Origin of the sequence: Agrococcus sp. TSP3-2-1 (assembly GCF_049897585.1) — a bacterium.
Classification (GTDB): Bacteria; Actinomycetota; Actinomycetes; order Actinomycetales; family Microbacteriaceae; genus Agrococcus.
Genome location: NZ_JAFCWN010000006.1, coordinates 72,215 through 96,319, shown reverse-complemented (window position 1 = coordinate 96,319; position 24,105 = coordinate 72,215). Strand labels below are relative to the sequence as shown.

25 protein-coding genes are annotated in these 24,105 nt (G+C 73.0%); 11 read left to right on the top strand and 14 right to left on the bottom strand.

Annotated features, from left to right (window positions below):
- Positions 1–5 precede the first annotated feature (5 nt).
- The gene (locus tag ACP7BI_RS10175) at positions 6–470 is read right to left on the bottom strand and encodes a hypothetical protein (protein ID WP_425845810.1); all 465 of its coding nucleotides are present in this window, start codon (positions 468–470) and stop codon (positions 6–8) included.
- A 34-nt stretch (positions 471–504) separates the two neighbouring features.
- Between ACP7BI_RS10175 and ACP7BI_RS10170 the strand changes: the two genes are divergently transcribed.
- A complete protein-coding gene (locus tag ACP7BI_RS10170; RefSeq protein WP_425845808.1) occupies positions 505–1,020 on the top strand; it encodes a hypothetical protein in 516 nt (171 codons plus the stop codon).
- On the opposite strand, the gene ACP7BI_RS10165 is transcribed toward ACP7BI_RS10170, so the two are convergent.
- Entirely contained in the window at positions 978–2,030 is a 1,053-nt protein-coding gene (locus ACP7BI_RS10165; protein WP_425845805.1) for an FUSC family protein, read from the bottom strand. The two genes, ACP7BI_RS10170 and ACP7BI_RS10165, sit on opposite strands and share 43 nt — an antisense overlap.
- 59 nt (positions 2,031–2,089) lie before the next feature.
- Here ACP7BI_RS10165 and ACP7BI_RS10160 point away from each other — a divergent pair, with 59 nt between their 5' ends.
- Entirely contained in the window at positions 2,090–3,271 is a 1,182-nt protein-coding gene (locus tag ACP7BI_RS10160; RefSeq protein WP_425845802.1) for a phosphotransferase family protein, read from the top strand.
- On the opposite strand, the gene ACP7BI_RS10155 is transcribed toward ACP7BI_RS10160, so the two are convergent.
- The 5 genes from ACP7BI_RS10155 to ACP7BI_RS10135 are packed head-to-tail and all read right to left on the bottom strand — an operon-like array spanning position 3,268 to position 8,563.
- Entirely contained in the window at positions 3,268–4,305 is a 1,038-nt protein-coding gene (locus ACP7BI_RS10155; RefSeq protein WP_425845800.1) for an LLM class flavin-dependent oxidoreductase, read from the bottom strand. The two genes, ACP7BI_RS10160 and ACP7BI_RS10155, sit on opposite strands and share 4 nt — an antisense overlap.
- A gap of 58 nt (positions 4,306–4,363) precedes the next feature.
- A complete protein-coding gene (locus ACP7BI_RS10150) occupies positions 4,364–5,956 on the bottom strand; it encodes a cytochrome b (RefSeq protein WP_425845797.1) in 1,593 nt (530 codons plus the stop codon).
- On the bottom strand, positions 5,953–7,065 hold the full coding sequence (locus ACP7BI_RS10145) for a Rieske 2Fe-2S domain-containing protein (protein WP_425845794.1): 1,113 nt from the start codon (positions 7,063–7,065) through the stop codon (positions 5,953–5,955). The genes ACP7BI_RS10150 and ACP7BI_RS10145 overlap by 4 nt, the downstream gene beginning before the upstream one ends.
- A gap of 30 nt (positions 7,066–7,095) precedes the next feature.
- A complete protein-coding gene (locus ACP7BI_RS10140) occupies positions 7,096–7,911 on the bottom strand; it encodes a c-type cytochrome (protein WP_425845791.1) in 816 nt (271 codons plus the stop codon).
- A gap of 7 nt (positions 7,912–7,918) precedes the next feature.
- Positions 7,919–8,563 (bottom strand): cytochrome c oxidase subunit 3, encoded by a 645-nt coding sequence (locus ACP7BI_RS10135; RefSeq protein ID WP_425845788.1) that lies wholly within the window; start codon positions 8,561–8,563, stop codon positions 7,919–7,921.
- A gap of 69 nt (positions 8,564–8,632) precedes the next feature.
- On the opposite strand from ACP7BI_RS10135, the gene trpD reads away from it, so the two are divergent.
- Both trpD and ACP7BI_RS10125 read left to right on the top strand, forming a co-directional pair.
- The gene (trpD, locus tag ACP7BI_RS10130; RefSeq protein WP_425845785.1) at positions 8,633–9,688 is read left to right on the top strand and encodes an anthranilate phosphoribosyltransferase; all 1,056 of its coding nucleotides are present in this window, start codon (positions 8,633–8,635) and stop codon (positions 9,686–9,688) included.
- A 7-nt stretch (positions 9,689–9,695) separates the two neighbouring features.
- Entirely contained in the window at positions 9,696–10,637 is a 942-nt protein-coding gene (locus ACP7BI_RS10125) for a hypothetical protein (RefSeq protein WP_425845782.1), read from the top strand.
- Positions 10,638–10,697: 60 nt separating this feature from the next.
- Here the strand turns inward: ACP7BI_RS10125 and glpK are convergent, their stop codons facing one another.
- On the bottom strand, positions 10,698–12,209 hold the full coding sequence (glpK, locus tag ACP7BI_RS10120; protein ID WP_425845779.1) for a glycerol kinase GlpK: 1,512 nt from the start codon (positions 12,207–12,209) through the stop codon (positions 10,698–10,700).
- A gap of 76 nt (positions 12,210–12,285) precedes the next feature.
- Positions 12,286–13,017: an MIP/aquaporin family protein gene (locus ACP7BI_RS10115; protein ID WP_425846042.1), complete on the bottom strand. Its 732-nt coding sequence runs from the start codon at positions 13,015–13,017 to the stop codon at positions 12,286–12,288.
- Between the two features lie 222 nt (positions 13,018–13,239).
- Between ACP7BI_RS10115 and dhaK the strand changes: the two genes are divergently transcribed.
- Genes dhaK through dhaM form a run of 3 tightly spaced genes read left to right on the top strand, consistent with a single transcriptional unit; the run spans position 13,240 to position 15,571 of the window.
- On the top strand, positions 13,240–14,244 hold the full coding sequence (gene dhaK, locus ACP7BI_RS10110; protein ID WP_425845776.1) for a dihydroxyacetone kinase subunit DhaK: 1,005 nt from the start codon (positions 13,240–13,242) through the stop codon (positions 14,242–14,244).
- 14 nt (positions 14,245–14,258) lie between these two features.
- Positions 14,259–14,879, top strand: coding sequence for a dihydroxyacetone kinase subunit DhaL (gene dhaL, locus ACP7BI_RS10105; RefSeq protein WP_425846041.1), 621 nt, complete (start codon positions 14,259–14,261; stop codon positions 14,877–14,879).
- A complete protein-coding gene (dhaM, locus tag ACP7BI_RS10100; protein WP_425845773.1) occupies positions 14,876–15,571 on the top strand; it encodes a dihydroxyacetone kinase phosphoryl donor subunit DhaM in 696 nt (231 codons plus the stop codon). Before dhaL ends, dhaM begins: the two co-directional genes overlap by 4 nt.
- Positions 15,572–15,574: 3 nt before the next feature.
- Here the strand turns inward: dhaM and ACP7BI_RS10095 are convergent, their stop codons facing one another.
- Positions 15,575–15,856: a GNAT family N-acetyltransferase gene (locus ACP7BI_RS10095; RefSeq protein WP_425845770.1), complete on the bottom strand. Its 282-nt coding sequence runs from the start codon at positions 15,854–15,856 to the stop codon at positions 15,575–15,577.
- Between the two features lie 64 nt (positions 15,857–15,920).
- On the opposite strand from ACP7BI_RS10095, the gene ACP7BI_RS10090 reads away from it, so the two are divergent.
- Positions 15,921–16,814, top strand: coding sequence for a LysR family transcriptional regulator (locus ACP7BI_RS10090; protein ID WP_211449276.1), 894 nt, complete (start codon positions 15,921–15,923; stop codon positions 16,812–16,814).
- Positions 16,815–16,816: 2 nt separating this feature from the next.
- Here ACP7BI_RS10090 and ACP7BI_RS10085 read toward each other — a convergent pair whose 3' ends face one another.
- Entirely contained in the window at positions 16,817–17,509 is a 693-nt protein-coding gene (locus ACP7BI_RS10085) for a lysoplasmalogenase family protein (protein ID WP_425845766.1), read from the bottom strand.
- A 289-nt stretch (positions 17,510–17,798) separates the two neighbouring features.
- On the opposite strand from ACP7BI_RS10085, the gene ACP7BI_RS10080 reads away from it, so the two are divergent.
- A complete protein-coding gene (locus ACP7BI_RS10080) occupies positions 17,799–19,514 on the top strand; it encodes a thiamine pyrophosphate-binding protein (protein ID WP_425845763.1) in 1,716 nt (571 codons plus the stop codon).
- A gap of 4 nt (positions 19,515–19,518) precedes the next feature.
- Here ACP7BI_RS10080 and ACP7BI_RS10075 read toward each other — a convergent pair whose 3' ends face one another.
- Both ACP7BI_RS10075 and ACP7BI_RS10070 read right to left on the bottom strand, forming a co-directional pair.
- Complete coding sequence (locus ACP7BI_RS10075; RefSeq protein WP_425845760.1) at positions 19,519–21,726, bottom strand: protealysin inhibitor emfourin; 2,208 nt, start codon at positions 21,724–21,726, stop codon at positions 19,519–19,521.
- A gap of 64 nt (positions 21,727–21,790) precedes the next feature.
- On the bottom strand, positions 21,791–22,078 hold the full coding sequence (locus ACP7BI_RS10070) for a DUF1905 domain-containing protein (RefSeq protein WP_425845757.1): 288 nt from the start codon (positions 22,076–22,078) through the stop codon (positions 21,791–21,793).
- 61 nt (positions 22,079–22,139) lie between these two features.
- Here ACP7BI_RS10070 and ACP7BI_RS10065 point away from each other — a divergent pair, with 61 nt between their 5' ends.
- Positions 22,140–22,802: a DsbA family protein gene (locus ACP7BI_RS10065; protein ID WP_425845754.1), complete on the top strand. Its 663-nt coding sequence runs from the start codon at positions 22,140–22,142 to the stop codon at positions 22,800–22,802.
- Between the two features lie 27 nt (positions 22,803–22,829).
- Here the strand turns inward: ACP7BI_RS10065 and ACP7BI_RS10060 are convergent, their stop codons facing one another.
- Complete coding sequence (locus ACP7BI_RS10060; RefSeq protein WP_425845752.1) at positions 22,830–23,198, bottom strand: DUF2255 family protein; 369 nt, start codon at positions 23,196–23,198, stop codon at positions 22,830–22,832.
- 34 nt (positions 23,199–23,232) lie between these two features.
- On the opposite strand from ACP7BI_RS10060, the gene ACP7BI_RS10055 reads away from it, so the two are divergent.
- Entirely contained in the window at positions 23,233–24,105 is an 873-nt protein-coding gene (locus tag ACP7BI_RS10055; protein ID WP_425845749.1) for a hypothetical protein, read from the top strand.

Here is a 24,105-nt window from a genome sequence, read left to right as displayed (position 1 = left end):
CGGGCTCAGCTGACCTCGCGGCCGCAGATCTCGTCGAGCGTCGTGCCGAGCAGCTCGGCCGAGCGCCGGTACTTCCGCAGCATCTTCTCGCGCGTCGCCGCGTCGGGCATCGAGTCGAGGCGCCACTGCTGCGCGTTGTCGCGGAGGTCGGCGCGCTTGACCTCGAGCGCGAGCTCGTCGCCCTGGATGCGCGCCATCCAGGTCTTCAGCGGCTCCTCGTCGCGGCGCGTCATCGCATCGATCGCGCGCATGACGCGCGGCGGGAACCGCTCGCCGACGAGCTGCTGGGCGGTGATCGAGCCCCACTCGAGCACGTCGTGGAGGATCGCGACCGTGCGCGCCTCGTCGCCCTCGACGTCGAGCATCACGCGCATCGCGTGGGCGACGTATGGCTCGCCCTGCCGGTCGGTACGGCCGTCGTAGGCGCGCGCGGCCACCGAGATCGCGTGCAGCAGGTCACCGTCCACCATGCTCTCGAGGGTATCCGGCGGCTATCCTGATCGCATGTCACGCGTCGCCGACCCCGCAGAGCTCGCTCGCCTGCTGCGCGGCACGTGGGCGATCCGGGCGACGACCTTCCCGTACTGGACGCACACGGAGCGCAAGAACCCGCGAGTGACGTTCGAGCTCGTGCAGAGCTCGCCGCTGCAGCTGCGCGAGGTCTACGAGTACCACCGGCCCGACAAGGGTGACCGCGAGGTGATCGCCGAGGCGCTCTGGGCAGGCCGCCACTTCTCGTGGCGCATGCTCGGCCGGTCGCGGCTGCTCTCGAGCGCGTACGTCGTCTCCGACACGCCCGCGACGCCCGACATCGTCGCGATCCACTACGGCAAGTCGTCGCTGCTGGGGCAGAGCGCAGTCTCGATCCTCGCGCGCGCCCACCTCGACCCCGACGCGGTGCGGCGAGCGGTCGCGATCGACACGCACTCGTTCGAGCTGACCGCCGAGGAGTTCTGGCGACTGCAGTGGCTGACGCCCTACGCGCCCTCCGCCCCGGCCTCGAGCGACTCGCGCGCCTGACGCACATCCTCGAGCAGGGCGCCGATGAGCACCCAGTGCTGCGGGTGCGGCCGCGGCACGGCGATGGGCGCGGTGAAGCCCGGCCCCTCGATCGCCGGGAGCGTCGTCGTGCGCCCGTCGTCGAGCGCCTGCCGATCGACGAGCGTGCGCACCTCGCTCGCGATCCGGCGCGACTCGCCCGCGATCCGGCGCACGCTCGCGTCGTCGACGAGGGATGCGTCGAAGCGGTCGACGATCGTGCGCGACATCCCGATCGCGCGGTTGACGAGCACCGTGAGGGTGAGCAGCAGCCGCTCGTCGCGCTCGATGCGGGCGCTGAGCCGCCGCGCCCTGGGGTTGAGGCGAGTCGAGTCCTCGAGCGCGTCCATCGCCGCGCGCGTGCGCTTGATGTCGGCGCGCAGCTCGCGAGCAGCGGCGAGCATCGCCTCGCCGCGCTCCGCGTCGGCGTCGGTGAGGGCGCGGGCGATGCGCTCGAAGGCGTCGGCGACCGCGTGGGCGAGCTCGCGCATCGATCGCTCGGCCGGCTCGTGGTGCACGGGAGCCACGACGACGAGGTTGATGACGAGCGCGACGACGGCGCCGATGATCGTCTCGACGACGCGCTCGAAGCCGAAGAGCGGACCGGTGCCGGCCCCGAGCGCGAGCAGCACCATGGCGCTGATCGGCAGCTGGTTCGCCGCCATCGGCGCGAGCCGCAGCAGCCGCGCGAGCACGATGCCCAGGAGCGCGACGGAGAGCACGACGGGGCCGTTGGTCGGCAGCACGAGGGTCGCGAGCCACGCGAGCAGCACGCCGCCGATGACGCCGACCGAGCGCCCGATGCCCTTGCCGAGCGACTGGTTGACGCTCGGCGCGACGACGAGCAGCGCGGCGATCGCCGCGAAGATCGGCAGCTCCATGCCGAGCAGCAGCCAGCTGGCGATCCAGGCGACGACGATCGCGACCGCGACCTTGAGCACCTGGAGCCATGAGTCCTGCTCGCCGGTCGTGAACCGCTCGAGCCACCGCATGCCACCACGATACGCATCTCTCGGCGCACGCCAGGGCGCCGGGGTGTTGGATGGGGCTCATGCTCGACAATCCCGCCGGAGTGCTCTCGCGACTCGTCGCCGAGAGCGGCCGCGAGCTCGTCGACTTCCAGCAGAAGGATGTCGAGCCCGTGAGCGAGGGCTTCGTCGTGGGCTACGCGTGCGGTGTGCGCACGCGGGAGGATGCGATCGAGCGGTTGACGATCTACGTCAACACGTCGCCGAGCGCCCCGGTCGACGAGCACACCGTTGAGCTGCTCGACGCCGCAGGCCGACGGCTCACCGCGTGGGTCTACCCGCAGGATCCCTCGCTGCCGTCGCTGCCCGCCGTCTCCTACCCGGAGGCCGCGGGCGTCGTGCTCGCGAAGTTCGGCATCGCCGCCGAGGGCGCGACGCTCCGGATGGAGGCGTACCGTCCCGGCAAGCGCGCCGTGCTGCAGGTCGCGACGGCGACCGAGCGCTGGTTCGCCAAGGTCGTGCATCCGTCGCTCGCCGCGACCATCCACGACCTGCACGAGCGCTTCCGCGCCGCGGGCGTGCCGGTGCCGCGCTCGATCGGCTTCTCCGACGCCGGTCTCGTGCTGCTCGGCGAGCTGCCCGGGACGCCCGCGATCGACGTGTTCGAGCGCATCGATCGAGCGCGCTTCGCGCGCGGCCTCGACGAGCTCACCCAGCACATCGCGCAAGTGCCGGTGACGGTCGGCGCGCGCGAGTCGCTCGCGCGACGCGTCGACTGGTACGCCGAGCGGATGGAGGAGACGGCCCCCGTCTTCGCGCGCCAGACCTCGAGGCTTGCCGCGATCGTCGCCGAGCGCTACGCCGCGACGAGCGTGCCGCGCCCCGTGACGATCCACGGCGACCTGCACCTCGGCCAGGTCTTCGTCGCTGACGACGACCCGTCGCGCATCACCGGCATCCTCGACATCGACACCGCTGGCCTCGGCGACCCCGCCGACGATCGCGGGGCGCTCTTCGGCCACGTCGTCGTCTCGTCGGTCGAGCGCGACGCGGGCTCGCCCTCGGTGGGTGCGCTCGCAGCCTTCGCCGACGAGCTCCAGGCGGGCTGGCGCGGCGACGTGCGCGTGGCCGCGATCGCCGCGACGCACCTGCTGGGCCACGCGCTCGCCAACGCCGGCCGCGGCGACGACCGCGGGGCCGCCGCGGCGCAGCGCCTGCTCGAGCGCGCCGAGTCGGTGCTCGGCGCGGCGGCCCCCTCGGCCTAGCGGTCGAGCAGCGCGCGCACGCGCGGCACGACCTCGCTGCCGAACAGCTCGATCGAGCGCAGGTTGTCCTCGTGCGACGTGCCGGAGTCGTACTTGAGGTCGAAGCGCTCGACGCCGAGCGTCTCGACCGCCCAGACGATCTTCTGCGCGACCGTCTCGGGGCTGCCGACGAAGTTGGCCCCGTGCTCGGCGGCACTCGCCTCGAACTCGCGCTCGGTCGCGTCGCCCCAGCCGCGCTCGCGCCCGATGCGGTTGCGGTAGACCATCCACTGCGGCATGAGGATGCGCTTGGCCTCCTCGTCCGTCTCGGCGACGAGCCCGGGGGAATGCATGCCGACTCGCCCGCCCTGGTGGCCGAACTGCTCCATCGCGCGCCGGTAGAGCCCCGAGAACGGCGCGAACTGCGCCGGGCTGCCGCCGATGATCGCGAGCATCATGTCGAAGCCGTGGCGGGCAGTGCGGATGACCGAGTCGGGGGTGCCGCCGACGCCGACCCAGACGGGGATGCGCTCGCCGCGCTCCGCCGCGTGCGAGCGCGGGTGCACGCGCTGGCCGGTCAGCGGGGAGCGCAGCCGGCCCGACCACGTGACCGGCTCCTCCCGCACGAGCTCCGCGAGCAGCTCGAGCCGCTCGTCGAAGAGCGCCTCGTAGTCCTCGAGCCGGTAGCCGAACAGCGGGAACGACTCGACGAACGAGCCGCGGCCGACGATCATCTCGGCGCGGCCGCTCGAGATGCCGTCGAGGGTGGAGAACTGCTCGAAGACGCGCACCGGGTCGTTCGACGAGAGCACGGTGACGGCGGTGCCGAGCCGGATGCGCTCGGTCGCGGTCGCGAGCCCGCCCAGCACGATCTCGGGCGCGCTCGCCGCGAAGTCGGCGCGGTGGTGCTCGCCGACGCCGAAGAACGCCAGACCCGCGCGATCGGCGGCGACGCCCTCCGCGACCACGTCGCGGAGCACTTGCGAGTGGGGGACAGGCGCACCGTCCTGCTCCGGGACGGCGGCGAACGTGTGGACTCCGAACTCGAGGGGCATGCCCGGGACAACGACGGAGGGCCCGGGAATCATCCCGGGCCCTCCTGCAGTCGTCGACCTAGTGGTCGTCGTGCCGCTTCGCGATCTCGAGCTCGCGCGGCGTCACGGGGCTCACGCGGTCCTCGAAGAACCAGCGCGTGAGCGCGGCACGGACGTGCGTCGCCGGCGTGATCCGGCCCTTCGCGTTCGGGCGGACCATGACCGGGGCGTACGACTCGTAGGCCTTGAGCTTCCACGCCTCGTACTCGTCGAGCGGCTGGTGCACCTCGACGAACTCGCCGCCGGGACGGCGCACGATGCGGCCGGTCTCGTAGCCGTGCAGCAGGATCTCGCGATCCTTCTTCTGCAGGCCGAGGGCGATGCGCTTCGTGAGCCAGTACACGACGACCGTTCCGAGGATGAGCAGCGCCTGCAGCCCGTAGGTGACGTGGAACACGTTGAGGCGGAAGTGCGTCGCGATGAGGTCGGACGAGGCGCCCGCCCACAGGATCGCGTAGAACCAGACGCCGGCGGCGCCGATGGCCGTGCGCGTCGGGTTGTTGCGGGGACGCTCGGCGATGTGGTGCTCGCGCTTGTCGCCCGTGATCCACTGCTCGATGAAGGGGTAGACCATGACGAGCACGATGAACAGCCCCAGCACCGCGATCGGGATCAGGATGTTCCACGAGATCGTCCAGCGGAAGATCTCGGTCTCCCAGCCCGGCATCAGGCGCAGGGCGCCGTCGGCGAAGCCGATGTACCAGTCGGGCTGCGTGCCGGCGGAGACGGGGGACGGGTCGTAGGGCCCGTACTCCCACAGCGGCAGGATCGTGAATGTCGAGGCGATCGCGACGAGCACACCGAACACGATGAAGAAGAACGACCCGGCCTTCGCCGCGAACAGCGGCATGATCGGCGCGCCCACGACGTTGTCGTTGGTCTTGCCCGGGCCGGCGAACTGCGTGTGCTTGTTGATGACCATCAGCACGAGGTGGATGCCGATGAACGCGATCACGAGCGCTGGCAGCAGCATGATGTGCAGCACGAAGAGCCTCGGCACGATGTCATCGCCCGGGAACACGCCGCCGAAGAGCAGGTACGAGATCCAGGTGCCGACGATCGGGATGCCCTTGACCATGCCGTTGATGATCGCGAGGCCGTTGCCCGAGAGCAGGTCGTCGGGGAGCGAGTAGCCCGTGAAGCCCTCGGCGAGCGCGAGGATGAACAGGACGAAGCCGACCACCCAGTTGATCTCGCGCGGCTTGCGGAACGCGCCCGTGAAGAACACGCGCAGCATGTGCAGGCCGATCGCCGCGATGAACAGCAGCGCAGCCCAGTGGTGCAGCTGGCGCATGAGCAGGCCGCCGCGCACGTCGAACGAGAGGTCGAGCGCCGAGGCGTACGCCGCCGACATCGCGACGCCCTTGAGCGGCACGTAGGAGCCCTCGTAGTGCACCTCGGTCATCGAGGGCTCGAAGAAGAACGTCAGGAACGTGCCGGAGAGCAGGATCGCGACGAACGAGTAGAGGATGACCTCACCGAGCATGAACGACCAGTGGTCCGGGAAGACCTTCCGGCCGAGGGTGGCCACGAGGGTCGAGATGCTGGTGCGCTCGTCGAGGTAGTTCGACGCCTGCGCGGTGAGGCTGGGGCGCGTGGCGGTCGCGGTCATGCGCGGGTCTCCGTCTCAGCAGCCGACACCGGCACGTGGTCCGGGTCGATGTGGTTCAGGCGCTCCCAGAACGACGGGCCGATGGGCTCGGTGAAGTCGCGCTGGGCGATGAGGTAGCCCTCCGCGTCGACCGTGATCGGCAGCTGCGGCAGCGGCCGCTTCGCGGGACCGAAGACGACCTTCGCGTGCTCGGTGACGTCGAACGTCGACTGGTGGCACGGGCAGAGGAGGTGGTGCGTCTGCTGCTCGTAGAGGGCCACGGGGCACCCGACGTGCGTGCAGATCTTGGAGTACGCGACGATGCCGTCGTACGACCAGCCCTCGCGGCCGGGCGCCTCCTTGAGGCGGTCGACCGGGAGCCGGACGAGCAGCACGGCGGCGAGCGCCTTCTGGTCGAGGTAGCCCTCGTTGTGGCCGAGGTCCTTGAGCGACTCGGGGATGACGTGGAACGCCGAGCCGATCGTGACGTCGTCCGCGCGGATCGGGGTCCCGGTCGGGTCGAGCGCGAGGCGCTCGCCCTCGGTCCACATCGTGTGCGCGATCGCCTCGACGGCGTCCTGGGCGGGCGCGAGGTCGCGGAACAGCACGATCGCGGGCAGCGGCATGAGCGCGACAGCGCCGATGAGGGTGTTGCGGATGAGCGTGCGGCGCGAGAAGCCCGACTCCTGGTCGCCGAGCTCGAAGATCTCGACGGCGCGGGCGCGGCTCTTCTCGGAGCCGCGCGACAGGTGGCGCTCCTCGACGACCTCGTGGCTGCTCATGAGCTGGCGCGCCCAGTGCATGCCGCCGATGCCGACGGAGAGGAGCGCGAGCGCGATCGCGAGGCCGAGGTAGAGGTTGTTCGCCCGGACGCTCGCCATGTTGCCCGGCTCGATCGGCAGGGCGATGTACGCGACGATCGCGAGCACCGACCCGAGCATCGAGAGCAGGAACCACGCGACGACCTGGCGCTCGGCGCGGCGCTCCTTCTCGGGGTGGAGGTCGGTCTGGCGCGGGCGGTGCGGCGGCAGCCCCGGGTTCTTGAACCCGTCCGACTGCTCGATCGCTGCACCGCGGTCGTAGGCGACGACGCCCTGCTCGCTGGGAGCCGACTGGTCTTCAGCCGACATGCTGTTCCTCTCGTTGTCGTTCGCCATGGATCAGTTCGGCCTCGAGGTGAGCCACACGGACACGGCGACGAGGCCGCCGAGGCCGAAGATCCAGATGAACAGGCCCTCCGACACCGGGCCGAGGCTACCGAGGTCGAAACCGCCGACCGACGGGTTCTCATCGAGGTAGGAGAGGTACGCGATGATCTCGCGCTTCTGCTCGGGGCTGATGTTCGCGTCGTTGAAGACGGGCATGTTCTGCGGGCCCGTGAGCATCGCCTGGTAGACGTGCACGGGGGCGATGTCGCGCAGGTGCGGGGCCCACTTGCCCTCGGTGAGCGCGCCGCCGGCGCCGGCGACGTTGTGGCACATCGCGCAGTTGATGCGGAAGAGCTCGCCGCCGCGGGCGATGCCCTCGTCGTCGACCTGGCTGACGTCGAGCCACTCGGCGTCGGGCACGTCGGGGCCGGGCGCGAGCGCGGCGATGTACTCGCCCATGGCGTCGGACTGCTCCTGCGTGAACTGCGGGTCGCGCTGCTCGGCCTGCGGGCCCTGGAAGGCCATCGGCATGCGCCCGGTCATGACCTGGAAGTCGACGGATGCGGCGCCCACGCCGATGAGGCTCGGCCCGGCCTCGGTGCCCTCGGCCTCGAGGCCGTGGCACGAGGCGCAGTTCGCGCGGAAGAGCAGCTCGCCGTCCTCGGCGGTCAGCTGCTGCGCGTGCGGTGCGACGGCGGGCTCAGCGTTCGCGACGCTGCTCACCGCGACCGACGCGCCACCGGCGACGACGAGCCCGATCATGAGCAGGGCGGCGCTGGCGAGCGGGTGCCTGCGTCCGGTCTTCTTGCGTGCTGTCAAGATCCTCACCCAACCGTTACTTGAGCCAGTAGATGACGAGGTACAGGCCGATCCAGACCACGTCGACGAAGTGCCAGTAGTAGGAGATGACGTGCGCGCTCGTCGCCTCCTTGTGCCCGAATCGCTTGACCGCGTAGGCGCGGCCGATCACGAAGAGGAAGGCGAAGAGCCCGCCAGTCACGTGCAGGCCGTGGAAGCCGGTCGTGAGGTAGAACGCCGAGGCGTACGAGTTCGACTCGATCGCGACGCCGTGGTGCACGAGCTCCACGTACTCGAAGACCTGGAGCATGATGAAGATCGCTCCCATGGCGTAGGTCAGGTAGAACCACTCGACCATGCCCCACTTGGAGAACTGCAGCGCTCGCCCGGTGCGGAACGCCTGGTGGTGCTCGGCGGCGTTCGCGCCCGCCTGGCACGTGAAGCTCGACAGCAGCAGGATCGTCGTGTTGACCGTGGCGAAGAGCACGTTGAGCTTCTCGGCCTCGGTCGCGAACAGATCGCCCGACATGGACCGGAGCGTGAAGTAGATCGCGAAGAGGCCGGCGAAGAACATGACTTCGCTGCCCAGCCAGACGATGGTGCCGACCGCCACGGTGTTCGGCCGGCGGATCATCGGCGCTGAGGGCGACGAGGAGAGCGCAGTAGTGGACACGATGTCCATCCTAGTGACAGTTCTACGGGCCGTAGTGACCGGACGAGCCAGTCGAGCGCAAAAAGATAGGCTCGAGCCATGGATCGCCTCTTGACCTGGCCATGCGTGCTCGAGACCCTGCTCGACGGCGACGACCTGGCGATCCGGCAGGCCGAGTGGGCGATGGCCGAAGTGGTCGCCGGGCGCGCCTCCGAGGCCCAGATCGCGGGCTTCCTCATCGCGCTGCGCGCGAAGGGCGTGGTCGCCGAGGAGCTCGTCGGCTTCCGCGACGCGATCCTCGAGGCGGCGGTGCCGCTCCCGGGCGACACGCGCGTCGTCGACATCGTCGGCACTGGCGGCGATCGCCAGCACACCGTCAACATCTCGACGACCGCGAGCATCGTCGTCGCGGCCTCGGGCGTGCCGGTGCTCAAGCACGGCAATCGCGCCGTCTCCTCATCCTCGGGCGCGTCGGACGTGCTCGAGGCGCTCGGCCTCGTGCCGGTCGACGACGACCCGGCCGCGGTGCGCCGCATCCTCGAGCGCGCCGGGATCTCGTTCGCGTGGGCGACTCGCTTCCACCCGGGGTTCCGCCACGCGGGGCCGGTGCGCGCGGCGCTCGGGGTGCCGACCGTCTTCAACTACCTCGGCCCGCTGGTGAACCCCGCGCGGCCGGAGGTCTCGCTCGTCGGCGTCGCCGACAAGCACATCGTCGAGCAGTTCGTGGGCGTGTTCGCCACTCGCGGTGCGACCGCGCTCGTCGTGCGTGGCGAGGACGGCCTCGACGAGCTCACGACCACGGGCCACTCCGAGCTCTGGGAGGTCGCTCGCGGTGACGTCGTCGAGCACGACATCGACCCGCGGGAGCTCGGCATCCGCCGCGCGTCGCTCGACGACCTGCGCGGCGGCGCCGCGGAGCACAACGCCGACGTGCTGCGCCGCACGCTCGCGGGGGATCCGGGCCCGGTGCGAGACATCGTGCTGCTCAACGCCGCCGCCGCGCTCGTCGCGTGGCGGCTCGACGGCGACCCGCGGCAGAAGGACCGCCCGCTCGTCGAGCGGATGCGCGAGGAGCTCGAGATCGCCGCCGGCGCGATCGACTCCGGGGCCGCGACGCGCACGCTCGAAGCGTGGCGCGCCGCCGCTGCAGCATGATGCCGAGATGAGCCGGGTGATCGAGCGCGCCGATCGGCAGTCGACGTGGTCGCGCGCCGAGGTGTGGCACGCGTGGCCGCTCGCGTGGGCGGACCGCACGTCGCGCTCGCTGCTGCTCGTCGCGCTCGCCGTCGCCGGGCTGCTGTCGTGCTACGGGCTCACGCTGCTGCTGCATCGACCGCCGGAGCTCGCCCCGTCGCTCACGCTGCGCGGCATCAGCGTGCTGCTGCTCGTGCTCGCGACGATCGTCGCGCCGGCCTCGCGCAGCTACCGGCTCGGCGCGCTGTACTGCGTCGTGCTCTTCGCGTGCACGCAAGCGGCCGTGCTGCTGCTGCAGTCGACGTCGCTCATCGGCGCCTCGACCTACGGCGCGCTCGACGCGATCAGCTTCGCCTCCTTCGGCACGCTCCTCGTCGCGTGGATGCTCGTGCGCATGCGGCACCCGCTCACGATCCTCGTCGTCGTGACGGGCTTCGCGATGGCCGGCGCCGCCTTCTTCGCGCGGGCGCTGCCCGCGATCCGCGCGCGGCTCTTCGAGCACCCGTGGCAGGAGGCGGGGAGCTCGATCGACGAGGCGGTGGGGCGCGCGGCCGCGCTGCTCCTCGTGCTGAGCCTCGTGCTGCTCGCGTGGTGGCTCGACGGCTGGATGCGCGCGCTGCTGCCGGTCGCGAACGTCGCCGAGCCGCACGGCTCCGGTCGCCCGCACCGCACCGGCGAGCGCCCGCGCGTGCGCGTCGCGGTCGTCGCGATGCTGTGCTGCCTCGACCTGCTCGCACTCGCCGTCGCCATCTCCGCGAAGCAGCCGACGTCGCGCGGACGGCTCTCGGAGGCCGACGACTGGTGGTGCTCCGTCGTCATCGCCGTCTCCACGGCCCGCACGGCACTCGTCATCCTGGCGATCGCCGGTGCCGTCATCTGGCTGAGCGACCCGGCGCAGCGCGCGGTCTGACTCGCGCGCAGACGCGAGGGCGGGGCGGCTCTCGCCGCCCCGCCCTCGCTCGCTGCGGCGCTACTCGACGTCCTCGTCGACCCAGTCGAGCGTCTTCTGCACCGCCTTCTTCCAATTGCGGTACGTGCGGTCGCGCGCGTCCTGGTCCATCTGCGGCTCCCAGCGGCGGTCCTCCTGCCACTGCTGGCGCAGCTCGTCGAGCGAGCCCCAGAAGCCGACCGCGAGCCCGGCGGCGTACGCGGCGCCGAGCGCCGTCGTCTCTGCGACGACCGGCCGGACGACCGGCACCCGCAGGACGTCGGCCTGGAACTGCATGAGGGTGTCGTTCGCGATCATCCCGCCGTCGACCTTGAGCTCGGTGAGGTCGACGCCCGAGTCGGCGTTCACCGCGTCGACGACCTCGGCGGTCTGGAACGCGGTCGCCTCGAGGGCCGCGCGCGCGATGTGGCCCTTGTTGACGTAGCGGGTGAGACCCACGAGCGCACCGCGCGCATCCGGTCGCCAGTAGGGCGCGAAGAGGCCCGAGAACGCCGGCACGAAGTACGCGCCGCCATTGTCGTCGACGCTCTTCGCGAGCTGCTCGACCGCCGGTGCGTCGGGGATGAGGCCAAGGTTGTCGCGCAGCCACTGGATGAGCGAGCCCGTCACCGCGATCGACCCCTCGAGCGCGTAGTGGGTCGGCTCGTCGCCGATCTTGTAGCCGACCGTCGTCAGCAGCCCGTTCTTGGAGTGGACGATCTCCTCGCCGGTGTTGAAGATGAGGAAGTTGCCGGTGCCGTACGTGTTCTTGGCTTCGCCCTTGTCGAACGCGGCCTGGCCGAACGTCGCGGCCTGCTGGTCGCCGAGGATGCCGGTGATCGGCGTCTCGCGCAGCAGCGACTCCGACGCCGCGACGCCGAACTCGCCCGACGACGGCTTGATCTCGGGCAGCATCGAGCGCGGCACCCCGAAGTCGGCGAGGATCTCGTCGTCCCACTCGAGGGTCTCGAGGTCCATGAAGAGCGTGCGGGACGCGTTCGTGACGTCGGTCGCGTGCACGCCGCCGTTCACGCCGCCCGTGAGGTTCCACAGCACCCACGAGTCGGTCGTGCCGAAGAGCAGCTCGCCCGCCTCGGCGGCCGCGCGCGCGCCCTCGACGTTCTCGAGGATCCAGACGATCTTCGTGCCCGAGAAGTAGGTCGCGAGCGGCAGGCCGACCTTCTGCTTGTAGCGGTCGGTGTCGCCGTCCGCGAGGCGATCGACGATCTTCTGCGTGCGGGTGTCCTGCCACACGATCGCGTTGTAGACGGGCTCGCCCGTCGTCCTGTTCCACACCACCGCGGTCTCGCGCTGGTTGGTGATGCCGATCGCCTTGACGTTGTGGCGGGTGACGTTGGCCTTCGAGAGGGCCTGGCCGATCACCTCGCGGGTGTTGTTCCAGATCTCCTTCGGGTCGTGCTCGACCCAACCGGCGTGCGGGAAGATCTGCTCGTGCTCGAGCTGGCCGGTCGAGACGATGCTCCCGGCGTGGTCGAAGAGGATCGCGCGGGTCGAGGTCGTGCCCTGGTCGATCGCGATGACGTAATCGGTCATCAGTGCTCCTTGGTTCGGTGACGGTTGCGGTGGTCGAGGGGGAGGAGGGAGCCCGGCGGGCCCCCTCCTCGTGCCTTCAGGCTGTGAAGCCGGCGACGCCGGCGATCATCGTGGGCGCGAGCAGGCCTGCGAGCACGCCGCCGATGACGGGGCCGACGATCGGGATCCACGAGTAGCCCCAGTCGCTCGATCCCTTGCCGCGGATGGGCAGCACCGCGTGGGCGATGCGCGGGCCGAGGTCGCGCGCCGGGTTGATGGCGTACCCCGTCGGGCCACCGAGCGAGGCGCCGATGCCGACGACGAGGAGCGCGACGGGGAGCGCGCCGAGCGAGGCGAGGCCGGCCGGCACCGACGCATCCGCGTCGCCGTTCTGCGCACCGAAGGCGATCACGACGAAGACGAGCACGAACGTGCCGATGATCTCGGTGACGAGGTTCCAGCCGGTCGAGCGCATCGCCGGGCCGGTCGAGAAGGTGCCGAGCTTCGCGCCCGGGTCCTCCTCGACGTCGAAGTGCTGCTTGTAGGCCAGCCAGCACAGCACCGCGCCGAGGAACGCGCCGAGGAACTGCGCGCCGAGGTAGATCGGCAGCAGCGCCCAGTTGTAGTCCGTGCCCTTCGCGAGGTCCTGCGCGAGCAGTCCGAGGGTGACGGCCGGATTGATGTGGGCGCCCGAGTAGATCGACACGATGACGCCCGCGAAGACCGCGAAGCCCCAGCCGAAGTTGATCATGAGGAAGCCGCCGCCGAAGCCCTTCGTGCCCTTCAGCACGACGTTCGCGACGACGCCGCAGCCGAGCAGCACGAGCATCGCGGTGCCCACGAGCTCCGAGAGGAATACCAGACCGGGGTTCAGATCCACAGGTCCCTGCTTTCTCTTCCACGAGCATCATCGCTCGTACCGCTCGCTCGAGCGGTAGCCACACTGTAACCGTCAGGATCGTCGACCGGAACCGGTTGTGATTCCTGCTCGACTCGCGGATCCTCCCGGCGTAGCGTGAGGAGCGCCGCAGACTTCGAAGGAGAGGCTCAAGTGAAGAAGCTCATCAACGATCCAGGCAAGACGGTCGACGAGGGGCTCGCGGGATTCGCCGCGGCGCACCCCGACCTCGTGCGCGTCGTCGTCGACCCGCCGTTCGCGGTCGTGCGCGCCGATGCGCCGCTCAACGGGAAGGTCGGCCTCGTCTCGGGCGGCGGCTCGGGCCACGAGCCGCTCCACGCCGGCTTCGTCGGCTTCGGCATGCTCGACGCTGCCGTGCCGGGGGCGATGTTCACCTCCCCGACGCCCGACCCGATCCTCGAGGCGACCCGGCAGGTGAGCGGGGGCGCCGGCGTGCTGCACATCGTCAAGAACTACACGGGCGACGTGCTGAACTTCGAGACCGCGGCCGAGCTCGCGCTCGCGGAGGGCATCGAGGTCCAGTCGGTCATCGTCGACGACGACGTCGCGGTCAAGGACTCCCTCTACACCGCGGGGCGCCGCGGCGTCGCCGGCACGATGCTCGTCGAGAAGCTCGCGGGTGCGGCCGCCGAGCGCGGCGACAGCCTCGACCAGGTGGCCGAGATCGCTCGCGCCGTCAACGGCAGGACGCGCTCGATGGGCATGGCGCTCGCCCCGTGCACGGTGCCGCACGCGGGCGAGCCGAGCTTCGAGCTCGCCGAGGACGAGGTCGAGATCGGCATCGGCATCCACGGCGAGCCCGGCAGGGAGCGCATCGCGCTCGAGCCCGCCGACCGCATCGTCGATCGCCTGATGGAGCCGATCCTCGAGGACCTGCCCTTCCAGCAGGGCGATCGCGTCGTGCTGCTCGTCAACGGCATGGGCGGCACACCGCAGTCGGAGCTCTACATCGTCTTCCGTCGCGCGGCGGAGGTGCTCGCCGACCGCGGCATCGTGCTCGCGCGCTCGCTCGTCGGCTCCTTCGTGACGAGCCTCGAGATGCAGGGCGTGTCGATCACCCTCCTGCAGGTCGACGACGACCTGCTCGAGCTCTACGACGCCCCGGTGCAGACGGCGGCGCTGCGGTGGGGCCGTTGAGCGGCGACGGATCGGTGACGCTCGACGGCGCCTGGACGCGCCGCTGGATCGAGGCGGTCGCCGCCGAGGTCTCGCGCCGCAAGGCCGAGCTGACGGCGCTCGACCGCGCGATCGGCGACGCCGACCACGGCGAGAACCTCGACCGCGGGTTCCAGGCGGTGCTCGGCAGGTTCGACGCGCTCGACGACGGCGCGACGCCCGGCGCGGTGCTCAAGCTCGTCGCGACGACGCTCATCTCGACCGTCGGCGGTGCCGCGGGCCCGCTCTACGGCACCGCGTTCCTCAAGGCGGCGATGGCGGCGGGCGACCGCGACGAGCTCGACGCCGCTGCGCTCGTCGAGGTGCTCACGGCGGCGCGCGACGGCATCGTCGCGCGCGGCAAGGCCGAGTCGGGCGACAAGACGATGGTGGATGCGTGGACGCCGGCCGTCGAGGCGGCCTCGGCGGCCGGCGACGACGTGCGCGCGACGCTCTCGGCCGCCGCCGCCGCGGCCGCGGAAGGAGCGCTCGCGACCGAGCCGCTCGTGGCGCACAAGGGGCGAGCCTCCTACCTCGGCGAGCGTGCCATCGGACACCGGGATCCCGGCGCGGAGTCGACCTCGCTCATCCTCGCTGCGGCCGCGGAGACGGCGTGACCGTCGGGCTCGTGATCGTCTCGCACTCGGCGCGCATCGCCGAGGGGGTCGTCGAGCTCGCCGCCCAGATGGCGCCGAGCGTCGTGCTCGCCGCGGCCGGCGGCACCGACGACGGCTCGCTCGGCACGAGCTTCGACCGCGTGCAGGCCGCGATCGGCGAGGCCGACTCGGGCGACGGGGTCGTCGTGCTGTGCGACCTGGGCTCGGCGGTGCTGACCGCCCAGACCGCGCTCGACTTCGCCGACGCGCCCGAGCGCATCCGCATCGCCGACGCGCCGCTCGTCGAGGGCGCGGTCGCCGCGGCGGTCGCAGCCGAGGGCGGCGCGGGCCTCGACCAGGTCGTGGCCGCTGCCGAGTCGGGGCCGCAAGCGGCGCGATCGGAGCCGACCGGTGCACCGGCCGCCGGAGGCGGGGCGGTCGTCGCGCCGGAGGACGGCGCCGCGGTGCTCGAGCTCCAGCTCGCGAACGAGCACGGGCTGCACGCGCGGCCGGCATCGCTGCTCGTGCGCACGGCGAGCGGCTTCGATGCCGAGGTGACCGTGAACGGCGTGGACGCCTCGAGCCTGCTGCGCGTGCTGGCGCTCGGCCTCGATCGCGGCGCGATCGCGCGGTTCGAGGCGACCGGGCCGCAGGCGAGCGAGGCGATCGCGGCGATCCGCGAGCTCGCGGACGGCGGCTTCGGGGAGGGCTAGCGCCTAGGCGCGGTGCGAGGCGAACTCGTCGAGCGCCGCGCGCGCCACGACGAACGAGCACTGCGGCCGGATGCGCTTGCCGTCGGCGATCGTCGCGCGGAGCGCCTCGTCGACGAGCCGCGAGCCGATGCCGCGCCCGCCGAAGGACGGGTCGACCTCCGTGTGGGGGAAGGCGCGCACGTCGTCGGCGTCGCGGTAGTCGGCGAAGCCGGCGAGAGCGCCGTCGACGCGCGCCTCGAAGCGCCGCGAAGTCGGATTGTCGACGATCTCGATCTGCTCGTCCATGGCCGCGAGCGTAGCCCGCGAGCCTGGGTGCGCCATGGACGGCGCGGTGCGGCATGCTGGAGCCATGCAGCTGGATCCGCGACGCATCCTGATCTTCCGCACCGTCGCGCGCGAGGGCTCCGTCTCGGGCGGGGCGCGGGTGCTCGGGTGGACGCAGCCGGCCGTGAGCCAGCACATCCGCCTGCTCGAGGAGGAGGTGGGCCAGGCGCTGCTGCTGCGCTCGTCGACCGGCGTCACGCTCACCGAGGCAGGGGAGCGGCTGCTGCGCCACGCCGACGGCATCGCCGGGCTGCTCGGCTCGGCGGAGGCCGAGCTCGCGTCGCTCGCCGAGGGCGCCGGGAGCGTCACGATCGCTGCGTTCCCCTCGGCGCTCGCCGACTTCGTGCCGCGCTCGATCGCGGCGGCGCGGCTCGCCGTGCCGGGGCTCACCGCGCGCGTCATCGAGCTCGAGCCGCCGGAGGCGATCGACGCCGTGCTCGCCGGCGACGCCGACGTCGCGGTCGCCTTCGAGTACGACGAGCTGCACGACGACGTGCAGCTCGCGCGCATCGAGCTCGGCCCCGACCCCTCGCGCATCGTGCTGCCCGCCTCGCACGAGCTCGCGAGCGGCGCGCCGGTCGACCTCGCGGCGCTCGCCGGCGCCGAGTGGGTCGGCGGCTGCGAGCGGTGCCGCTCCCACCTCGAGGCGCTCGCGACCGACGCGGGCTTCGCCCCGCGCATCCACTTCGAGACCGACGACTTCGTCGCCGCGCAGTCGTTCGTCGCCGCGACCGGATCGGTCACCCTGCTGCCCGACATGGCGCTGCGGGTGCTCACGCGCGACGACGTCGTCGTGGCGCCGCTCGCCGACGGCTCGGGCCGCACCGTCTCGCTCCGGCACCGGCACGGCGCCGAGCGGGTGCCGGCGGTGCTGACCGTGCTCGAGGCGATGCAGCGGCTCTGGGCCGAGGGCCGCTGACGTCAGGCGCGCTCGGGGAGCGCGCGAGCGAGGCCGAGCCGCTGCTGGAGGCTCACCGCGAGCAGCGCTTGCCCGAGGACGTACAGGACGAGCACCGCGAAGGCGCGCAGCGCATCCGGGATCTCGATCAGGAACAGGCCGATGCCGAGCACGAGCACGCCCGCGAGCATGAGCAGCCCGCCGAGCAGGCCGGCCGTGTCGATCGCCGCGAACGCCGCGACGGCGGCGATGAGGAGCGCGTAGAGCAGCACCGGCACCGCGAGCGGGCCGGCGCCGATCGCGATGACGCCGCCCGAGATGGCGCCGACGATGCCGTAGCCGATCGCGGCCCACCCCCACGCGAGCGAGCGGCGCCGCGACGGCCACAGCGCGGCGAGGAACGCGACGGCGGCGGGCGGGAACAGCCCGAGCAGCACGACCGTCTCGCCCGTGAGCGAGCCGAGCCCGTCGCCGAGCCAGCACAGCAGCACCGCCGCGACGTGGCAGATGCCCGCCGCGTGCCGCCACGCGCCCATGACGAGGAGCGCGATCGCGATCGGCAGCGCGAGCAGCCACATCGTCACGTCGCGAGCGAGCGTCAGGAGCGCCGGATCGCCGAGCTCGAGGTCGAGCAGCACCGCCGCGACCAGGTTGACCGCGAGCGCCGTGCCCGAGACCGCGAACCCCACGCGAAGGGCTCGGGGCAGCGGGGGCATGCCAGCCATGCAACCACGCGCCCGGCGCTCGGGCGCGGCGGCGGGCGCGTGTCGGCGCCGAGAGCGAATGGCTCGGCGTGCCCGCTCGACGACGCGCGACTCGCGCCGCCGACCGCCGCGCGAGCGGCGTTCCGCGACGGGGCGGCGCTCGGCTAGCATCATGCGTGTCAGGCGCCCACGGCGCCGGTCACGACAAAGGCGACCACGCGCTCCGCGCGCGACACACATGGATCCTTCACTCGAGGCTCCGTGCGTGCCGCGCGAGCCTCCGGACTTCCTGGAGCTCACCGTGTCAGACACCGCCACCTCGACCGCCGACCTCGACGCCGCGACGGCGACCACCGTCTCCGCCGCGATCGCCGCCGAGCTCGAGCGCCACGCATCCGTCGTGTTCGCGCTCATGGGCAACGGGAACGCGTGGTTCCTCGACGCCGTCGTGCGCCGCGGGGCCATGGCCGTGACGACCGTGCGCCACGAGGCGGCGACCGTCGCCGCCGCCGACGCGCACCACCGGGCGAGCGGCGCGCTCGCCATCGCCACGACGACCTACGGCCCGGGCTACACGAACGCCATCACGCCCCTCGCCGAGGCCGCGATCGCGCGCGTGCCGCTCGTGCTCGTCGTCGGCGACCAGCCGACGGCCGGCCCGCGGCCGTGGGACATCGACCAGCAGGCGGTCGCGACCGCCGTCGGGGCGCCCACGATCGTCGCGACGCGCGCCGGCGCCGCCTCGGCCGCCCGCCGCGCGGCCGAGACCGCCCTCGTCGAGCGGCGGCCGGTCGTGCTCGCCGTCCCGTACGACATCGCGCACCTCGAGGTCGAGGAGGGCGCGAGCGAGCCCGACGTCGCCGCGCCCGCCGAGCCGTTCCTCTCGATCGATGCCGAGCAGCTCGCGGGCGTGGCGGAGCAGCTCCTCGAGGCGCGGCGGCCGCTCGTGCTCGCGGGCCGCGGCGCGCACCTCGCCGGCGCCGCCGAGCCGCTGCGCGCCCTCGCCGCGGCGCTCGGCGCCCGCACCGCCTCGAGCGTGCTCGGCAGCGGCATCTTCGCGGACGACCACCGGCACCTCGGCATCTCCGGCGGCTTCGCCTCCGAGCGCGCGGCGGGCGCGATCGAGCGCGCCGACGTCGTGCTCGTCATGGGCGCGGGCCTCAACCAGTTCCAGACCCGCTTCGGCGACGCGTTCGCGCCCGACGCGCGCATCGTGCAGGTCGACGTGCTCGAGGCGGCGACCAACCCGCGCGTCGACGAGCACGTGCGCGGCGACGCGCGGCTCGTCGCCGACGCGCTCGTCGCGCTCGTCGGCACCGAGGCGACGGTTGCGCCGGGCGACGCCGGGTGGGCGGAGGCCGGCTTCGGCGACGTCACGGGTGCGCAGCGGGATCGCGAGCCGGGCGAGGCGCTCGCGCCCGACGGCCGGCTCGACCCCCGCAGCCTCTTCCACGCGCTCGAGCGCATCCTGCCGGAGGACCGCGTGATCGTCTCGGACGGCGGCCACTTCATCGGCTGGGCGCCCACGCACCTCTCGGTCGCCGACCCCGAGCGGCTGCTGCTCGTCGGCACCGCGTTCCAGACGATCGGGCTCGGCTTCCCGAGCACGGTCGGCGCGGGCGTCGCGCGACCCGAGTCGACGATCGTGCTCGTCTCGGGCGACGGCGGCGCGCTCATGGGCATCGCCGACCTCGACTCGGTCGTGCGCTCCGTGCGGCACGGCGTCATCGTGCTCGTGAACGACGCCGCCTACGGCGCCGAGATCCACCAGTACGCGGTGCGCGGCGTCGCCGAGGAGCCGATGCTCATCGAGCAGGTCGACTTCGCGGCGGTCGCGCGCGGCTTCGGCGCCGAAGCCGCGGTGATCGAGTCGCTCGACGACCTGCGCCACCTCGAGTCGTGGCTCGCGAGCGGGGCGGAGGGCGTCTTCCTCGCCGACTGCCGCGTGAGCCGCGAGGTCGTCGCCCCCTACATGGTCGAGGTCGTCGAGGCGGCGAAGCGCGCGTCGAGGCGCTGAGGCGTCAGCGCTCGTCGAGCTCGAGCAGCCGGCGGAAGAGCGAGAGCACCTCGTCGGGCAGGAGGGGCTCGGCGACCGTGACGTCGCAGCGCGTCTCGATCGTCACGCGCCACAGCGGCGCGTCGGGCAGCACCTGCCCGTCGAGCTCGGCGAGCACGCCCGAGGCGACGAGGGTGTCGAGCCGATCGCGATCCTCGCCCGGGATGATCTCGAGCTCGAGGGTCGCGGCGCGCGTGCGGCCGAGCATCCCGCCCGTGCGCGCGACGCGCACCGCGTCCTCGATCGGCGCGTCCGGCGCCGCGCCCTCGGTCACGCCGACCTCGCGCCACGCCGCGCGCACCGCCTCGGTCTCGCGCGCACCCGCCCCGAACCTCGCCTCGGCGGCCGCCTCGGTCGCCCGTGCGAACGCGACGAAGTCGGCCTCGGCCGAGAGGCCGCCCGTGAGCGCGTCGAACCAGATCCGGCCCGGCGCCTCCCACGCGGGGCCGCCGATCGCGGTGGCGACGAGGTGGAACGCGCGGTTGGGGATGCCGGAGTTGATGTGCACGCCGCCGAGGTCGTCGCGCGTGACGACGAAGTCGCGCATGTGGCCCGGCTGCGGGTCCTTGCCGAGCACGGGGTCGTCGAAGGCGGTGCCGGGCGCGGCCATCGAGCGCAGCGCGACGCCCTGCACGCGATCGGTGAAGACGCCCGCGCCGATGAGCCAATCCGCCTCGACGGCGTCCTGGCCGAGCGAGTGCTGCTTCACGAGCGAGCCGAGCACGTCGGCGATCGACTCGTTGAGCGCGCCGGGCTGGTCGCGGTAGACGAGGTCGGCGGTCGCCGCGATGACGCCGTGCCCGAGCTCGTGCCCGATGACGTCGATCGCGCCGGTGAACCCGGCGAACACCTCGCCGTCGCCGTCGCCGAACACCATGCGCTCGCCGTCCCAGAAGGCGTTGTCGTAGCGCTTCCCGTAGTGCACGGTCGCGCGCAGCGGCATGCCCCGACCGTCGAGCGAGTCGCGCCCGAACGCCTCGAGCAGCATGCGCCAGGCGGCGCCGAGCCCGTCGTAGGCCTCGTCGGCAGCCGTGTCGCCCGTCGCGGGGCCGCCCTCCGTGCGCACCTCGTCGCCGGGGAGGGTCGTCGTGCCGCGCGCATCGCTGATCACGCGGTCCGGCGCCGGCTCGCCGGGGATGCGCGCGGGCACCGGGAGCCCCAGTCCCCGTCGCGTGCGGCCGGCGGCCCGCTCGACGCGCACGCCGTGGTCGACCCCGAGCGTGCGGGCGGCGACGCGGGCGGCGGGCACGTCGGCAGCGGCGAGCCGCTCGAGCAGGTAGGGCGGCACGATGCCGCGGCGCACGGTCGCCGGGTCGTCGGCGGCGGGCGCGGGCGCGCGCGCCTCGAGCGCGTCGTGGATCGCCGGCGCGATGAGCCCGGCCCACAGCGCGTAGCCCGCGGCGGAGGGGTGGAAGCCGTCGGGGGCGTGCCACCGGGGCTCGAGGATCGCGGGCGTCGGCAGGTGGATGGCGTCGGGTGCCGCGGCGGCGATGCGCTGCAGCGCGTCGTCGAGGCTCCGCGCGTGGCCGCCGAGCAGCGAGCGGATCGGCTGCGGCAGCCACTCGAAGGTGTCGATCTGGGGCGCGCCGGCGACGCCGAGCACCCCGGTCGGCCGCAGGTGCCGGCGGAGCCCGTCGAGGAGCGATCGCACGGTCGCCGAGAACGCGCCGCGGCGCACGAGCTGGAGCGCGTCGTTCGCGCCGACGAGCAGAAGGATGACGTCGAACGGCTCGTGCGCCTGCTCGTCGAGGACCGCGAGATGCCGCTCGAGCACCGCCGCGGCGGTCGAGCCCTCCTGGCCCTCGATGCGCCACGCGACGCTCCGGTCGGCGAGGGTGGAGAGCTGCTCGGCGAGCCGCACCGCGAGCGCGTCCTCGAGCCGCTCGGTACCGACGCCCGTCGCGGTGGAGTCGCCGACGAGGAGCAGTCGCAGGGGCTCGCCGCCACGCGCCTCGCCGCCACGCATCTCGCCGACAGTGCCCCAGCGGCGGCCCCGCGGCTCCGGCAGCCAGACGAGCGCGGACTGGAGCTGCTTGCCCTGCCGCAGCAGCAGCGGAGCGAGCGCGAGCGTCGCCGGCCTCGCGAGCCGGTGGATGCCGCGCTCGGCCCGGCGGATCGTCGTCGCGCCGAGCGCGCCGAGCCCTGCCGCGAACCCTCGTCCAGCGATCTCCATGGCGCCCCCTCCTCGATCGCCGCGATGCTACTCCGGCCCGCTGACGACCGACCTGCCGGGTCGCCTACCGGCCCAGGCGCATCCGCACCGCGACCTCGTCGCCGAGCCCGATGCCCTCCGCCCGCTGCACCGCGACCTTGAGCGGCAGCAGGTAGCGGCCATCGCGCGGGAAGAGCGAGGTCGTGAAGGATGTCGCGCCGATCGTCGCCTCGACCGGGATGGCGCCCCAGCCGTAGGTGAGCTCGCGCGCGCTCTGCTGGATGAGCTCCGACTCGTCGGGCGGGAGGGGAGCGAAGAGGAAGGGCGCGGGGCCGCGCCACTCGATCGTGGTCGCCGAGAACTCGAGCTCCATGGGGGCACGCTAGCGCCGGCGGCCGACGAGGGGAGCCGAGCCCGCCGGTAGCCTGGTTGCCATGCCCAGAAGCGCCGCCGTCTCCATCGCTGCCGTCGTCGGCGCCCTCGTGCTCATCGTCGCGGTCGCCCTGCTCGTCGTGCGGCCGTGGGAGTCGCCGACCGCGGCGCCCGCGCCCGGCGCGAGCACCGCATCCGCCGAGCTCGTCGACGAGTCGACGCACCTGCTCTCGGATGCCGGCCCGGGCGCGCCGGTCGTCGTCGAGTTCTTCGACTACGAGTGCCCCGCGTGCGGGCAGTTCGCGCCCATCGTCGACGACCTCGTCGAGCGGCACGGCGACGAGGTGACGTTCGCGGTGCGCTACTTCCCGCTCCCGAGCCACCCGAACGCGATCCCCGCGGCCGTCGCTGCCGAGGCCGCCGCGCAGCAGGGCGCGTTCGCCGAGATGCACGCGCTGCTGCTCGAGCGGCAGTCGGACTGGGCGGGCGCCGACGGCGCGGAGGAGACCTTCCGCGGCTACGCGGAGGAGCTGGGTCTCGACCTCGCGGCGTTCGACCAGGCGGTCGCGGCCGACGCGACCCTCGATCGCGTCGCGCTCGACGCGAACGCCGGCATCGCGCTCGGCGTCCCCTCGACGCCGACGTTCTACGTCGACGGCGAGCAGCTGCAGCTGCGCGACTTCGGCGACCTCGAGGCCGCGATCGAGGCGGCGCTCGCCGAGTAGCGAGCCTCGGAGTCCGCGGCCGCCGGGTCAGGCGGGCCGCAGGCGCAGCGTGTGCGCGTGCCCGACGACCGTCGAGACGATCGGCGGCTCGAACCGCGCGTACTTCCGCCGGTACTCGTCGTCGATCGCGCGCTGGTCGAGGCCCGAGCCGTCGACGATCTCGACGTCGTGCTCGATGTCGCCGCAGCGGATGCGGCCCGCGCCGCGCTCGAGCGCCCGGCGGTACCAGCCGTTCCGCTCGCCGTAGGCGGATCGCACGACGACCTCGCCGCCCACCGCGACCGCCCAGATCGTGATCGCGGGGCTCAGGCTGCCGTCGGGGCGCCGGGAGGAGAGGTGCAGCTCCTCGGTCAAGCCGATGACGGCGAGGTCCTCCGGATCCCACGGCGCGCTCATGCCGCCATCCTGGCCCAGTGGCAGGATGAGCGCCATGCTGCAGCGGCGAGGCGCGGCGACGGCCCTGGGGCTCGTCGTGCTGCTCGCGAGCGCGGGCTGCGCTGCATCACCGGACGCCCCGCCGAGCACGATGCCCGCGAGCGATGCGGATGCGGTGCTCGAGATCGTGCAGCTGCGCGGCGACGTCGCGAGCGGCCACATCGAGCTGCGCGTGACGAACGAGGGCGCTGCCGCGCTCGAGGTCGCGCGCGCCGCCTACGAGTCGAACCGCTGGAGCGCGCGGATGGAGCGCGCGGAGGGCGACGCCGTCCCCGCCGGAGCCTCGCGCAACCTGCGGCTGCAGCTGCCGCCGCCGACGTGCGACGAGGGACCGCTCGAGCACCGCGCCGTGCTCGAGCTCGCCGACGGCCGGGTCGTCGCGGGCGTCCCCGGCGACCCGCTCGGGCAGCTCGAGGCGATCGACGACGCGGCGTGCGCGCTGCGGTCCTTCGAGCGCGACGTCGCGGCGGTGCGGTGGCTCGACCCGGCCATCCCGGCGGATGGGTCGGGTGCGGCGATCGTGCGGCTCGAGGTCGTGCCCGTGGCGGGGGAGGGCGCCGCGGGCGGGAGCGTCGACGAGGTCGGCGCGACGGTCCTGCTCGCGCCCGTGGACGCATCCGGGAACCGCATCGAGTCGCTGCCTGTCGGCCTCGCGATCGAGCCGGGCGGCGAGCCCGCGGTCGTCGAGGTGCCGCTCACGCCCGGGCGGTGCGACGCGCACGCCATCGCGGAGGACAAGCAGGGCACGCTGTTCCGCATCCGGGTGACGAGCGCGGGCGAGCCGGCCGAGCTCGTGCTGCCGAGCCCCAACCCGCAGCGCGACGCGCTGCTCGCGTGGGTCGTCGCGCGCTGCGCCGCGCTGCCGTGA

Coding starts and splice junctions, on each gene's coding strand:
- ACP7BI_RS10175 (WP_425845810.1), bottom strand. CDS start 470: ATGGTGGACGGTGACCTGCTGCACGCGATCTCGGTGGCCGCGCGCGCC.
- ACP7BI_RS10170 (WP_425845808.1), top strand. CDS start 505: ATGTCACGCGTCGCCGACCCCGCAGAGCTCGCTCGCCTGCTGCGCGGC.
- ACP7BI_RS10165 (WP_425845805.1), bottom strand. CDS start 2,030: ATGCGGTGGCTCGAGCGGTTCACGACCGGCGAGCAGGACTCATGGCTC.
- ACP7BI_RS10160 (WP_425845802.1), top strand. CDS start 2,090: ATGCTCGACAATCCCGCCGGAGTGCTCTCGCGACTCGTCGCCGAGAGC.
- ACP7BI_RS10155 (WP_425845800.1), bottom strand. CDS start 4,305: ATGCCCCTCGAGTTCGGAGTCCACACGTTCGCCGCCGTCCCGGAGCAG.
- ACP7BI_RS10150 (WP_425845797.1), bottom strand. CDS start 5,956: ATGACCGCGACCGCCACGCGCCCCAGCCTCACCGCGCAGGCGTCGAAC.
- ACP7BI_RS10145 (WP_425845794.1), bottom strand. CDS start 7,065: ATGTCGGCTGAAGACCAGTCGGCTCCCAGCGAGCAGGGCGTCGTCGCC.
- ACP7BI_RS10135 (WP_425845788.1), bottom strand. CDS start 8,563: ATGGACATCGTGTCCACTACTGCGCTCTCCTCGTCGCCCTCAGCGCCG.
- trpD (WP_425845785.1), top strand. CDS start 8,633: ATGGATCGCCTCTTGACCTGGCCATGCGTGCTCGAGACCCTGCTCGAC.
- ACP7BI_RS10125 (WP_425845782.1), top strand. CDS start 9,696: ATGAGCCGGGTGATCGAGCGCGCCGATCGGCAGTCGACGTGGTCGCGC.
- glpK (WP_425845779.1), bottom strand. CDS start 12,209: ATGACCGATTACGTCATCGCGATCGACCAGGGCACGACCTCGACCCGC.
- ACP7BI_RS10115 (WP_425846042.1), bottom strand. CDS start 13,017: ATGCTCGTGCTGCTCGGCTGCGGCGTCGTCGCGAACGTCGTGCTGAAG.
- ACP7BI_RS10095 (WP_425845770.1), bottom strand. CDS start 15,856: ATGGACGAGCAGATCGAGATCGTCGACAATCCGACTTCGCGGCGCTTC.
- ACP7BI_RS10090 (WP_211449276.1), top strand. CDS start 15,921: ATGCAGCTGGATCCGCGACGCATCCTGATCTTCCGCACCGTCGCGCGC.
- ACP7BI_RS10085 (WP_425845766.1), bottom strand. CDS start 17,509: ATGCCCCCGCTGCCCCGAGCCCTTCGCGTGGGGTTCGCGGTCTCGGGC.
- ACP7BI_RS10075 (WP_425845760.1), bottom strand. CDS start 21,726: ATGGAGATCGCTGGACGAGGGTTCGCGGCAGGGCTCGGCGCGCTCGGC.
- ACP7BI_RS10070 (WP_425845757.1), bottom strand. CDS start 22,078: ATGGAGCTCGAGTTCTCGGCGACCACGATCGAGTGGCGCGGCCCCGCG.
- ACP7BI_RS10065 (WP_425845754.1), top strand. CDS start 22,140: ATGCCCAGAAGCGCCGCCGTCTCCATCGCTGCCGTCGTCGGCGCCCTC.
- ACP7BI_RS10060 (WP_425845752.1), bottom strand. CDS start 23,198: ATGAGCGCGCCGTGGGATCCGGAGGACCTCGCCGTCATCGGCTTGACC.
- ACP7BI_RS10055 (WP_425845749.1), top strand. CDS start 23,233: ATGCTGCAGCGGCGAGGCGCGGCGACGGCCCTGGGGCTCGTCGTGCTG.